The organism is Streptomyces longhuiensis, from assembly GCF_020616555.1.
Lineage (GTDB): Bacteria > Actinomycetota > Actinomycetes > Streptomycetales > Streptomycetaceae > Streptomyces > Streptomyces longhuiensis.
In genome coordinates this window covers 7,142,936-7,155,403 of the sequence record NZ_CP085173.1, presented here as the reverse complement: position 1 = coordinate 7,155,403, position 12,468 = coordinate 7,142,936, and the positions used below count along the sequence as shown (strand labels likewise).

Below are 12,468 nucleotides of genomic sequence, written 5' to 3'. Positions count from 1 at the left end.
TGATCAGGCTTGCGTGGACTCGACGACGAGCCGGGCGTCCGAGCCCTCGGCGGCGATGCGCGTGAGGCCGTGGAAACCGGTCACCGGGGGCTGCTGGACGACGCCGGGGGACACACCGCACGGCCGCGAGACGTTCCTGCCCCGGGTGCACAGCACGAGCCGTACGGGGAAGGCGCCGGCCGGGAACTCCCGGGGGTCGAGGGTGACGCTGAAGGCGGCTCCGCCCTGACCCGCCTGGTCGTGGACCTGTCCGTGGTTCACCGCCGGAAGGGTCTTGCCGCTCCGCTCGAACCAGACCTGCAGTTCGATCTTCTCCAGCAGTTCGTCGGGAATACCGTTCACCGAGAACCGCCCGTGGACGACCGCGTTTCCGCCGTCAGCGGCGGAGATCCCCTCGATGCGGGCCGGAACCGACGTGACCTTCGTGAGCGGCAGCGCCCAGGACGTGCCCGGGTAGTCGACGTAAAGGTCCGCCTCACGGCCGAAGACTGCGCCGAGGACGGCGGCCGGGCGGTGGAAGAGGTCGAAGTCCCCGAAGTGCAGCGCGAGATAGGGCAGCCGGTGCCGGGTGTCGTTCGTGCTGCGGACGAAGGACTCCGAGGTGATGCCCCAGTAGAGGGCGCGGCACCGCTCGAAGAGCTGCCGGCACTCGGATTCGCTGAGCACCCGCGGGGCCCTCAGCAGGAATCCCTGCATGCTGCGGATGAGGAACCGCTCCAGCGTCTCCTGCTGGTACGGCGTCAGCTGCTCACGCATCGCCGCGAGGTACTCCAGCATCACCAGCTGGTCGGCGTAGTTCTGCGGGAGATCCCAGAGGGTGTCCATGACGGACGTGCCGTCGCCGCGCCTGCGGTACTCGTAGACGGGGGCGTCGACCAGCGAGATGCGCTCGGCCAGGAGCAGCGCGGGGATCGAGACGTAGGCGTCCTCGAAGGCCGTGGCGGTGCCGAACCGGATGCCCTGGGAGCGCAGCAGGTCGAGGTCGAAGATCTTGTTCCAGCAGGACGCCGAGTGGATCAGGTCGGGGATGTCGACGACGCTGTCCACCGTCTTGACGTTCTTGCCGAAGTACTTGTGCCACGGCGCCTTGACCGGCTTCGGGAACTGCTTCTCGCGGCCCACGACGACGGTGGCCCTGGTCTTGATGATGGTGTTCCGCAGAACTTCCAGGGACCGCTCGGGCACGATGTCGTCGGCGTCCCAGAAGACGATGTACGGTGTCGCGGCCATGTCCATACCCGTGTTCCGCGCGTCGCCGGCTCTTCCGTGCGGCTGCGAGACCAGGTCGACGTTGGGATACAGACCGGCGAACTCACTCGCGATACCCACCGAGTGATCGGTGCTGCCGTTGTCGACGAGTATCACGTGCGCACGCGAGAAAGCCGTCTGTGCCGCCACCGAGGCCAGGAATTCGGAGAAGAAATTCTGGACATCGCGGAACGGCACGACGACGGTCACGTCACGGCTGGATTGGGACATACTTCCTCCTGACACGCCACATCAATGGTTCGACCCCCGAATGAGACGTTCGATCGCTTCCGACGCCCTCACGTTGTTCTGCTGGTCATGGTGCTCGAAGAACTTCTCGACCCTGCGCAGGTATTCAGGTTCTCTTTCGCAGCCGCGCTGCACGTAGCGGATCACTTCGCCCACCACGTCCTCGACGGTTTCCCCGACCGGGCCGAAGCCGTCACGGTGGGCGTCGAAATAGCCTTTTCGGTAATGCCCGTCCCAGTACTCCTCGGCGTCGAACTGCGCGTAGACGAGGGGAGTTCCGAGGTAGGCGACGTCGAAGGCGGTGGAGGACCAGTCGGTGATGAAGAGGTCGCAGCCGCGCATCGCGTCCTGCACGCTGATCTCGTTCTGGTCGATGATGCGGACCCGCTCGTGGTCCGGCGCCATCTCGCCCACCACCGCGCGCATTTCGTAGTGCGGCAGGAAGTCCAGGGTGTAGTCGTACCGTTCCAGGGCGGCCAGGAGGCTCGGGTCGTTGAGGAATCGGGCCATGAAGTCCCGGTAGGTGGAGGCGAGGAACCGGTCCCGCATGGCTTGCTTCGCCTCGCCACCGCCGTCACGGCTGTACGAGGGGACGGTCAGGTAGGCGCGCCACGTCGGCATGAACAGGATGCGGCGCCCGCCGCGGTCGGGTACCAGCGCGTCGAAGCGCGGGAAGCCGGTGACCGCCACCTGTCCCTCGTAGCCGAGTTCGGCCGACAGGAACTCCCCCTCGTGGCGGCTCACCGCGAGGATGAGGTCGACGCCCGTGCGGTTGCGGTGCAGGCCCTTGCTCACGTCCTTGTCCGTCACACCGTGCTGGAGGAACACCCGGCGGGCGCCCACCCGCCAGTTCAGGTGCTTGAGATAGCGGGTCCGGTCCCAGCCGTCGGGGAGCATGTAGGTGTCGATGTCGTACGCGTTGATCAGCGCGGACGCGTGGAGCATCAGCAGCTTGTGCTTCCAGGAGCTGTGCGCGACGACATGCCCGAGGCCCGCCAGGTGCGTACGGTCGGGGCTGCCGGCCCGGATGACGTAGTACGCCCCGCGGCGCTTCCCGGCGGTGCGCTCATGACGGAAGAGGTGCCAGCCGTTGTCCTGCGCGGTGTCTCCGCGCTCGCCGAACAGCCGGATGTCCCTGCCGAGGAACAGGGGTTTCGTGAGCAGGCGCGCAAGGCGCTGCTTCCAGAACGGCCGTCTGCGCAGCACGTGCTTGGCGTCCTTGGCGAGCAGGCCGCCGCGGATGCGCCGGGTGAGCCCGCGCGAGGTGCCGACGACCATGAGGATCGCCCGGTTGCTCCCCCGCCAGTGCGGCACCACCCGCGTCCCCCGGTGCCGCACGACGCGTGCCCCGCGCAGGAAGCCCGCGGCGACCAGGCACGGGGTGACCGTCTGGCCGCCCTCGACGTCCAGGACGAATTCGAGATCGTGCGCGCCCGGCCGCAGGGCGTCGAGGGGCAGGTCGGCGGTGAAGCCGCCCCACTCCGTGTCGGGCCGGAGGTTCTTCATGTCGCGCCGGCGGACCTGCGTGGCGGGCGCGCTGAGGCGGCTCCCCCGCACGCGCAGGCCGAGCCGTCCGGGCAGCGGCCGGACCAACGGCATCCCGCAGACCTCGAAACGGCCGGAGATGCGCAGCATCCTGGTGCCGGGCAGACGGCGGACGTGCTCCACATGGGCGGTGAAGGGCGTTGCTTCGACCAGTGACGACAGCCCGTCCGGCGCCGCGTCGACGAAGTAGGGCCGGCCGTCGCGCACGGACAGCCGGTGCAGCCTGGCCGCCCGGTCGGCGAAGAGGCCGAAGTCCCCGGTGAGGAACGCGTGGTAGGCCACCCGGTGGCGACCGTCGGCCGTGGCCGCGACGATCACGTCGGGAGAGACGTTCCAGTAGACGGCGCGGCACCGAGCGTAGATCTCCTCCAGCTCCGCCCCCTGGAAGAGGTCGGGCGCCCGCAGCGCGAAGCCCTGATAGCTCCGTACGAGGAAGAGGTCGAGCACGGCCCGGGACGGCGCGGGGACGGACGCTCCCAGCCCGTGCAGGTACTCCACCAGCTGGAGGTGGTCCCAGTAGTTCTGCCGCCGGGTCCAGATGGCGTCCATGGTCGAGTTCCCCGCGGCGCGCTTGCGGTACTTGTAGACGCACGCGTCGACCAGGGCGAGACGGGTGGCGAGAACGAGGGCGGTGACGCCGACGTAGGCATCCTCGAAGTGGACGCCCTCCGCGAAGCGGATGCGGTGAGCACGCAGATAGGACAGGTCGAAGAGCTTGTTGCAAGCGCTCGCGCTGTGCACCAGTTCGGGCGCCTCGGCGATGCTCGCGAACGTCCGGTCGCCCTTTCCGAAGTGGTCCTTCCAGGCCCAGCGGGTCGGCTTGGGGAACGTCTCCATCGCGCCCACGACGACCTGTGCGCCGGTGGTGAGCGAGGCGTCCAGCATGCGTTCGAGGGCAGTGGGCGGCAGCACGTCGTCGGAGTCGCAGAAGGTGATGCGCGCACCGGTCGCACGGTCCATCCCGAGGTTGCGCGCCGCTCCGGCGCCGCCCCCGTGGCGCACGAGCACCGTCGCGTTGGCATGCCGCAGGGCGAAGTCCGCGCAGAGCCGGTACGAACCGTCGCTGCTGCCGTTGTCGACGAGGATGACCTCGCAGCGCTCGAAGACGGTCTGCGCCGCGATGGAGTCCAGGCACTCCTGGAGGTACTGCTCCACGTTGTAGACCGGCACGACCAGCGTGACGTCATAGGAATTCATGCGCGGCGGGACCCACTCGCGGACGGTGCGACGGGGGACGGTGATCTCATCGGTCGGCGGCCTTCACGAGTTCGTCGAGATCCGCGCTCTGTTCGAGAATGTTCACGTGTTCCGGCACTTCGTAAGGGCTGGGCACCGGGAAGTACGCGTCGAGGAAACTCGCCAGCATTTCCTTCTGCCGCTCCGGATCGGCGGATTCGACCGTGTCGTTGAGGCAGAAGGTGTCCATGTTCCGGTTGGCGAGGAGTGTGTTCAGGCGCCGCTCGGCGAGGTCGGCCGAGAGGTCGATGTACCGGTACTGGATGTCGCCCACGGTCGCCCGCGCGGAGTGGTAGGCGAAGTAGTGGTGCAGCGACGAGGCGATCGGGACGTCACCGGGAGAGCGGAAGCGCGAGTGCTGCGTCGCGGCGTGCTCCTCCGTGAAGGTCTCCTCGATCTCCTGGAGCACGCTCCCGCGCAGCGCGTGCGGTGTGTGCTTCATCTTCTGGGAAATGGCGGTGCCGAATTTCTGCGCGATGAGCCAGCGGCTGTTCTTCCCGGCGGCGTTGACGGGAAGATCGGTCGAGGCGATTCCGCCGCCGGGTATCAGTGCGGGCGACGTGAAGAACTTGGTGATGCCGTTCGGGTGGAAGAAATGTGCGGGCGTCACCGGCCGCCCGAAGAACACGTCGTCGTTCAGATAGAGGAAGCACTCCGAGAGCCCGGGGATGTGGTGCAGCTGGCTCTCGATGGCATGGGAGTTGAACGTGGGCAGGGCGGCGGGGTCGGAGAAGATCTCCCGGTGGTCCACCACCCGGAGGTTCGGGTGCCGCACGTTGAGCCAGGACGGGACCTGCCCCGCCGTCACGAGGTAGACGTTGCGCACCCAGGGCGCGTTCTGATGGAGCGACCGCAGCGAATAGCGCAGCTCGTCACGGCTGGTGTAGCGCGCGTCGTTCGCCGCCTGCTCGTGCAGCTCGTCCCCGGAGAACCCCTGGCGCATCCGGTCGCGCTGCGCCCGCCAGACGGGGTCCGAGTCGTCGACCCAGGTGTAGACGACGTCGATGGGGAACTGGTGGTCCTCGGGGAGCTGCACGGAGAACTCGGGCAGCGTGCGGGCATCGCCCGTGTGGTACGCGGGAGGTATGGGGCTGAAGAGTCGCTGGGGCGCCGACTTGCGGGGGGCGTCCACCGGGACGGCGTCGATGACCCGGTTGGCGCGGGGAGCCTTCAGCTCCCCGTCACGCTCGGCCCACACTTCGAGGTCGCAGCCGGCGGCCGCGCCGAAGACGAGCTGCTGGGTCGGGTCGCACACGTACCACGCGACCCGCAGCACCTTGTTCTTGCGCAGCGCCCGCCACGACCGCTCCTCGTCGCCGGGCTCCATCCGTGCCTCGTCGCCGCCGGCCGGACCGACATAGCCGGGTGCCTGCGCGAAGGCCAGCTGGAGCACTTCCTCGGCGGCCGGGCGGGACGTGGCGGGGATGGCCACGGCCGGCAGCCCGTTGGCCGTACCCCGCACGCAGAAGTAGTCGATGCCCGCGGCGTCCAGGACCGAGACGACGATGTTCAGGTTGCGGGCCCTGGCCGCCCAGTCCGTGGCGCCGGCGACCGTCAGCGCGCGCATGTGGCGGCGCCCGACACGGACGACGCGCTGGCTGTAGGCGGCGCTGTGGCGGGGCGCCCTGCGCTTGCCCCCCATGGCCCAGACGACTGTCGCGGAACGGACGGTGTCGGCCACGTTGAGCGAGGACTTCACGGCCTTGCGGACCGGGGTCGGTACACCGCGGACGATGCGCTGCCTGGCGCCGACCGGGACCGCGGACCGGTACGCCGAAACCAGCGCACCGGACTCAGGGTTGTCCGACCCACCCACGAGGCAACCACCGTCCCCACCTTGCAGCCCCGGGCTCGTGGCACTTGCGCCACCGCGACGACCCGCTTACCGGGCATTCACCGGACTCTCACACGACCTTTACCCAAATTACAGGTCAAGGCTTCAACTAAGCGTCACGAGGAGGGGTGAGGATCATCACTTTCGGCCAGTACAACCTTTTTTAGGTCTAGCCATGCCGTGGAGTTTGGTGTAGAGGAAGGCTCAATTGCCGGGCAGGCGGTCCCAGTCGGACAGAGTGAGCCCGGGCTCCGGACGCTGCCGGCTCACCAGAACGCTGCCGTCCGTGGCGACCGTCGCCATGACGACCCGCCCCCGCCCGTCCAATGCCAGAGCGGGAGTGCCGGCACAGGCCACCCCCGTGTCGGTCCACCACAGTCCGGCGGATTCACCACCGGTGCCGCAGACGCCCAGCACGGCCGTTCCCGTGTGCCCCTGGTGGGCCAGGACCGTGCAGTCATAACCGTCGACGAGGGCGCGCAGCGTGGAATGGGGTCCCTCCCCCGGGGCTCCGCCCACGGGGAAAGCCCATTCGCCGGGCCGCTGCGCGTAGACGCCGGTCCCGCTCTGCTCACTCCAGTACGCGGTGAAGATCCCGGGGCCGGTCTCCAGGAGCGCCGCCGAACCGGGCACCGGGGCAGGCACGAGGTCCTGCGCACGGCGCAGGTCCCCGCCCTGCTCCATCTGCACCCAGCGCATCACCGACCTGCGCCCCGGCGCGAGGAGTTCGACCGGTCCGGCAGAGGTCGCCGCGGCGGCGAGCCCGCCCACGACCTCACCACCGCGCAGGTCCTGCCACGCCTCCCACGCCCCGCTCTTGGACTCCCGGCGCACCATGACGCCGCCGGCGCCGCCCGAGACGAAGACATGGACCGTGCCCTGTCCGTCGACGGCCGCGGCCGGGTCGCCGAGCGTCGCCGCGTCCCTCGCGTCGCGGTACGGGTTGCCCAGGGAACGCCATTCCCCCAGCGTCCGTCCCGACTGGTACTGCACGGCGTAGACCAGGTCGACCTTCGCGGCGCCGCCACTCGGCCGCTTCTCCCTGCGTCCGAGGAAGTGCGCATAGCGGTTCGCGCCCTGGACGACGGTGAGGGAGGTCAGTCCTGCGACGGGGAAGAAGTCCGGCCGGGTCCAGCGCCCGCTGCCGACGGCGGTCTCCGTCCAGCGGTTGACGCCACCGTCGACGAGCGCGTACACCGTGAGGCGGTCGTCGTTCCCCCGCAGCAGCCACGACCCCGTGGCCGCCGCCGCCGCGGATGCCGCCCGGGGCCGCTCCTCGACGTCGACGCCGGATCGGGTCCGCCGGTCCACCGTCTGCGCACCTCTACCGCGCATGTGTGCCGTCCCCTCCCGCGCCGAGCCCGGCGTTCACAGATCATTCCAGAATTCGACACATCATATGCCTGTACGAACGCCCGTACCCCTGTTCCATCGGCACAGGAAAAGTCACAGGTGGCAGCCATTCCGGCGGGCTCGGGAGGGTGCCGGGACGGCCCCGCGCGGCCCCAGCTCCCCTGACCAACCGGGCACTTCACTCATAAGAGTTTTCGAGTACATGTCTATAGTTCAGTCCCAACCAAGCGTCAGCCGCGCGGCACAGACCCGGTTCTCCGCGGTCTGTCTGCTGCCCCTGCCCACCGGGCACTAGTTGCGAGGACACCCCGCGATGAGCCATGACCTGAGCACCGCTGTGCCGCCGTCCCGCCGGAGCTCGCCCGGCAAGCGCAGCCGCAAGGCTCCGAAGAAGCGCCGCACCGGCAGGATCGTGCTCCTGTCCCTGCTCGTCCTCGCGCTCGTCGTCGGCGGCACGGGTTACTGGCTCTACAGCGATCTCAACGGCAACATCAGCGGGGTCGACCTCGACAAGGCGATCGGCGACGACCGTCCCGAGAAGCTTCCGACCAGCGGTCAGAACATCCTGGTCCTCGGCTCGGACTCGCGCGCCGGGGACAACGCGGACCTGGGCACCGGCAAGGTCGCGGGCGCCCGCTCCGACACCGCGCTGGTGATGCACATACCCGAGGGCCGCACGCGGGCCACCGCCGTCAGCATCCCCCGGGACACCCTGGTGACCCGCCCCGAGTGCACCAAGTCGGACGGCTCCGAGATCCCCTCGGCGAAGCGCGTGATGTTCAACTCCGTGTACTCGCTCGCCGGTCCGGCCTGTGTGGTCAAGACCGTCGAGGCCATGTCCGGGGTGCGCATGGACCACTTCATGGAGATCGACTTCTCCGGGTTCAAGGGACTCGTCGACGCGATAGGCGGCGTCACCGTGACCGTCGACAAGCCGATCCACGACAAGTCCAGCGGCCTCGAACTGAGCGCGGGCACCCACAAGTTGAACGGCACCCAGTCGCTGGCCTTCGTGCGGACCCGGCACGGCATCGGCGACGGCAGCGACCTCGGACGCATCGGCCTCCAGCAGCAGTTCATGATCGCGCTGCTCGGCGAGGTCAAGAAGCAGGATCTGCTGGGCAGCCCGACGAAGACGTTCAAGATCGCGGACAGCCTCACCTCGTCGCTGACCACCGACTCCGACCTCGCGTCACTGAAGTCCCTGGCCGAGTTCAGCCGCAGCATGCACGGCGTCGACCCGGCCACCATGGAGACGATCATGCTGCCGGTGCGGTACGACACCGCGGACCCCAACCGCGTCGTGGCCGCCGAGCCCCAGGCCACGCAGCTGTGGAAGGCGATCCGCACGGGCGGCGAGATCCCCGAGTCCGCCAAGAAGTCCCCGGCGCAGGGCGGCTGACCCGGCGTCAGACACGACCCGGACCCGGCGGCCCCTACTGCAGGCCCGCCTCCTCCTGCCGCCCCAGCCGGCTGTGCGAGTGCCCGTACGCGAGGTACACGATGCAGCCGATCAGCATCCAGACGGCGAAGCGGATCCAGGTCTCCGCGGGCAGGTTCAGCATCAGCCACAGGGACGCGATCACCGACAGGATCGGGAGGAACGGCACCAGGGGGGTGCGGAAGGCGCGGGGCAGGTCGGGGCGGGTGCGGCGCAGGATGATGACGCCCAGCGCCACGACGACGAACGCGAAGAGCGTGCCGATGTTCACCAGTTCCGCGAGCTCGCTGAGGCTGGTGAACCCGGCCAGGATCGCGATGATCACGCCGAGCAGGATGGTCGGCCGGTACGGGGTCTTGAACTTCGGGTGGACGACCGAGAAGAAGCGCGGCAGCAGCCCGTCACGGCTCATCGCGAAGAACACCCGGGTCTGGCCGAGGAGGAGGATCAGGCAGACCGTCGTCAGGCCGACCGCGGCGCCGAAGCTGATGACACCCGCGTACCAGGGGTGCCCGGTCGCCTTGAAGGCGTCCGCGAGCGGGGCGTCGATGGACAGCTCGCTGTACCTCTGCATGCCGGTGACGACGATCGACACCGCCACGTAGAGCGTGGTGCAGATGATCAGGGAGCCGATGATGCCGCGCGGCATGTCCCGCTGCGGGTTCTTCGTCTCCTCGGCGGCGGTGGCCACGACGTCGAAGCCGATGAAGGCGAAGAAGACGACGGAGGCGGCGGTGAAGATGCCCATGACGCCGAAGTTGGTCGGCTCGTAGCCGAACATCAGCTGCACGAGCGGGGACTGGATGCTGGCACCCTCCACCTGCTTCTGCGCCTCCGGGATGAAGGGCTTGTAGTTGTCGGCCGTGACGAAGAAGGCCCCCGCGATGATCACGATGAGGACGACGGCCACCTTGATGGCGACGACGACCGAGGTGACGCGGGCGGAGAGCTTCATCCCCAGGACGAGGATGACGGTGAGCACCAGGACCAGGGCGGCGGCGAGGATGTCGAAGCCGAACCCCGTGGCCCCGTCCCGCCCGCTCAGCGACATGGGCAGATGCCAGCCGGCGTTGTCCAGCAGCGAGCGCACGTAGCCCGACCAGCCGACGGCCACCACCGCCGTGCCGAGCGCGAACTCGAGGACCAGGTCCCAGCCGATGATCCAGGCGGGGAGTTCGCCCAGTGACGCGTACGAGAAGGTGTACGCGGATCCGGCGACCGGGACAGTGGACGCGAACTCCGCGTAGCACAGCGCGGCCAGGCCGCAGACGACGCCGGCCACGATGAAGGCCAGGGCCACCGAGGGCCCCGCGTTCTCCTTGGCGACCTTGCCGGTGAGGACGAAGATGCCGGTGCCGATGATGACACCGACACCGAACACGGTGAGATCCAGAGCGGACAGCGACTTCTTGAGTGCGTGCTCCGGCTCCTCAGTGTCCAAGATCGACTGTTCGACCTTCTTCGTCCTGAAGAGGGTGCTGCTCACGGTCGTACCTCCCACGCATCGTCGTCCTCGACATGATCGAGGGGGCTATGTCTCCGTATGCCACGGCGCGGGCGCATTCACGCGAATGGGCCGGTCCCACCACCCTTGCGGGGTGGTGGGACCGGCCCATGGAGCAGTCTGTGCGGGTCAGTCGCGCGCGGGCTCCACCGCGTCGGTGGCCGTCGCGCGCTCGAAGCGGCCGTCCAGCTTGGCGACGAGACCGGTGACCTGACGCGCGATGTCGGGGGCCGTGAGGCCGATCTCGGCCATGACCTCCTTGCGCGAGGCGTGGTCGAGGAAGCGCGGCGGGATGCCGAAGTCACGCAGCGGTACGTCGACGCCCGCGTCGCGCAGGGCCTGCGCGACGGCCGAACCGACGCCTCCCACGCGGGAGTTGTCCTCGACGGTGACGACGACGCGGTGCTGCTCGGCGAGCGGCGCGAGCGCCTCGTCGACCGGCTTGACCCAGCGCGGGTCGACGACGGTCGTGGTGATGCCCTGCTTGTCGAGGAGTCCGGCGATCTCCAGGCACATCGGGGCGAGCGCCCCGACGGAGACCAGCAGCACGTCCGGCTTGGCCGCGGACGGCCTGCGCAGCACGTCCATGGCGCCGACCTTGCCGACGGCCGGGACCGCGGGTCCGACGACGCCCTTCGAGTAGCGGACGACGGTCGGCGCGTCGTCGACCTCGACGGCCTCGCGCAGCTGGGCGCGCAGCTGCTCGGCGTCGCGCGGGGCGGCCAGGCGCAGGCCGGGGACGACCTGGAGCATGGACATGTCCCACATGCCGTTGTGCGAGGCGCCGTCGTCGCCCGTGACGCCGGCCCGGTCCAGGACGAAGGTGACACCGCACTTGTGCAGCGCGACGTCCATGAGGACCTGGTCGAAGGCGCGGTTGAGGAACGTCGCGTAGACCGCGAAGACCGGGTGCACCCCGCCGGTCGCCAGACCCGCGGCCGAGGTGGCGGCGTGCTGCTCCGCGATGCCGACGTCGTAGATGCGGTCCGGGAACGCGTCGGCGAACTTCTTCAGGCCGACGGGCTGGAGCATCGCGGCGGTGATCGCGACGATGTCCTCGCGGTCGTGGCCGAGCTTGACCATCTCGTCGCCGAAGACGGACGTCCAGCTGGCGGCCGAGGCCTTGATGGGCAGGCCGGTGTCCGGGTGGATCGGGCCGATGCCGTGGAAGCGGTCGGCCTCGTCCTGCTCGGCGGGCTTGTAGCCGCGGCCCTTCTCGGTGAGGCAGTGCACGATGACCGGTCCGCCGAACCGCTTGGCGCGGGCCAGGGCCGACTCCAGGGCCTCGATGTCGTGGCCGTCGATGGGGCCGACGTACTTCAGGCCGAGGTCCTCGAACATGCCCTGCGGGGCGATGAAGTCCTTGAGGCCCTTCTTGGCGCCGTGCAGGGTCTCGTAGAGCGGCCTGCCGACGACCGGCGTGCGCTCCAGGAGGTCCTTGCCGCGGGCCAGGAAGCGCTCGTAGCCGTCCGTGGTGCGCAGGGTGGCCAGGTGGTTGGCGAGGCCGCCGATGGTGGGGGCGTACGAGCGCTCGTTGTCGTTGACGACGATCACGAGGGGGCGGTCCTTGGCGGCCGCGATGTTGTTCAGGGCCTCCCAGGCCATGCCGCCCGTGAGCGCTCCGTCGCCGATCACGGCGACGACGTGGTCGTCCTTGCCGCGCACCTCGTTCGCCTTGGCGAGGCCGTCGGCCCAGCCCAGGACCGTGGAGGCGTGCGAGTTCTCGATCACGTCGTGGTCGGACTCGGCGCGCGAGGGGTAGCCGGACAGGCCGCCCTTGGTGCGCAGCTTGCCGAAGTCCTGGCGGCCGGTGAGCAGCTTGTGCACGTAGGACTGGTGACCGGTGTCGAAGAGCACTCGGTCCTTCGGCGAGTCGAACACGCGGTGCAGCGCGATGGTGAGCTCGACGACGCCGAGGTTGGGGCCGAGGTGGCCGCCGGTCTTGGATACCGCGTCGACCAGGAAGGTCCGGATCTCGCCGGCCAGCTGGTCCAGCTGTTCCTGGCTGAGCCGGTCCAGATCGCGCGGTCCCGTGATGCGGGTCAGCAGCGGCACCCG

7 protein-coding genes are annotated in these 12,468 nt (G+C 69.3%); 1 reads left to right on the top strand and 6 read right to left on the bottom strand.

Features of this window, described 5'->3' with window-relative positions; all coding sequences use genetic code 11:
• Positions 1 to 3 precede the first annotated feature (3 nt).
• The 4 genes from LGI35_RS32850 to LGI35_RS32835 form a co-directional block, all read right to left on the bottom strand.
• Positions 4 to 1,479, bottom strand: coding sequence for a glycosyltransferase family 2 protein (locus tag LGI35_RS32850; RefSeq protein WP_227297913.1), 1,476 nt, complete (start codon positions 1,477 to 1,479; stop codon positions 4 to 6).
• Positions 1,480 to 1,500: 21 nt separating this feature from the next.
• On the bottom strand, positions 1,501 to 4,239 hold the full coding sequence (locus tag LGI35_RS32845; RefSeq protein ID WP_227297912.1) for a bifunctional glycosyltransferase/CDP-glycerol:glycerophosphate glycerophosphotransferase: 2,739 nt from the start codon (positions 4,237 to 4,239) through the stop codon (positions 1,501 to 1,503).
• A gap of 46 nt (positions 4,240 to 4,285) precedes the next feature.
• Positions 4,286 to 6,094: a stealth family protein gene (locus tag LGI35_RS32840; RefSeq protein WP_227297911.1), complete on the bottom strand. Its 1,809-nt coding sequence runs from the start codon at positions 6,092 to 6,094 to the stop codon at positions 4,286 to 4,288.
• Positions 6,095 to 6,316: 222 nt separating this feature from the next.
• Complete coding sequence (locus LGI35_RS32835) at positions 6,317 to 7,447, bottom strand: PLL family lectin (RefSeq protein ID WP_227297910.1); 1,131 nt, start codon at positions 7,445 to 7,447, stop codon at positions 6,317 to 6,319.
• Between the two features lie 331 nt (positions 7,448 to 7,778).
• On the opposite strand from LGI35_RS32835, the gene LGI35_RS32830 reads away from it, so the two are divergent.
• Positions 7,779 to 8,867, top strand: coding sequence for an LCP family protein (locus LGI35_RS32830; RefSeq protein WP_227297909.1), 1,089 nt, complete (start codon positions 7,779 to 7,781; stop codon positions 8,865 to 8,867).
• A gap of 34 nt (positions 8,868 to 8,901) precedes the next feature.
• Here LGI35_RS32830 and LGI35_RS32825 read toward each other — a convergent pair whose 3' ends face one another.
• Both LGI35_RS32825 and dxs read right to left on the bottom strand, forming a co-directional pair.
• Positions 8,902 to 10,392, bottom strand: a complete 1,491-nt coding sequence (locus tag LGI35_RS32825) for an amino acid permease (protein WP_227297908.1) — start codon at positions 10,390 to 10,392, stop codon at positions 8,902 to 8,904.
• Positions 10,393 to 10,539: 147 nt separating this feature from the next.
• Positions 10,540 to 12,465 carry a 1-deoxy-D-xylulose-5-phosphate synthase gene (gene dxs / locus LGI35_RS32820; RefSeq protein WP_227297907.1) on the bottom strand — a complete coding sequence of 642 codons (1,926 nt, stop codon included), beginning with the start codon at positions 12,463 to 12,465 and terminating at the stop codon, positions 10,540 to 10,542.
• Positions 12,466 to 12,468 lie beyond the last annotated feature (3 nt).

Bases quoted from the DNA above. Each gene is read 5' to 3' on its own strand.
- LGI35_RS32850 (WP_227297913.1), bottom strand. From the start codon at position 1,479: ATGTCCCAATCCAGCCGTGACGTGACCGTCGTCGTGCCGTTCCGCGAT.
- LGI35_RS32845 (WP_227297912.1), bottom strand. From the start codon at position 4,239: ATGAATTCCTATGACGTCACGCTGGTCGTGCCGGTCTACAACGTGGAG.
- LGI35_RS32830 (WP_227297909.1), top strand. From the start codon at position 7,779: ATGAGCCATGACCTGAGCACCGCTGTGCCGCCGTCCCGCCGGAGCTCG.
- LGI35_RS32835 (WP_227297910.1), bottom strand. From the start codon at position 7,447: ATGCGCGGTAGAGGTGCGCAGACGGTGGACCGGCGGACCCGATCCGGC.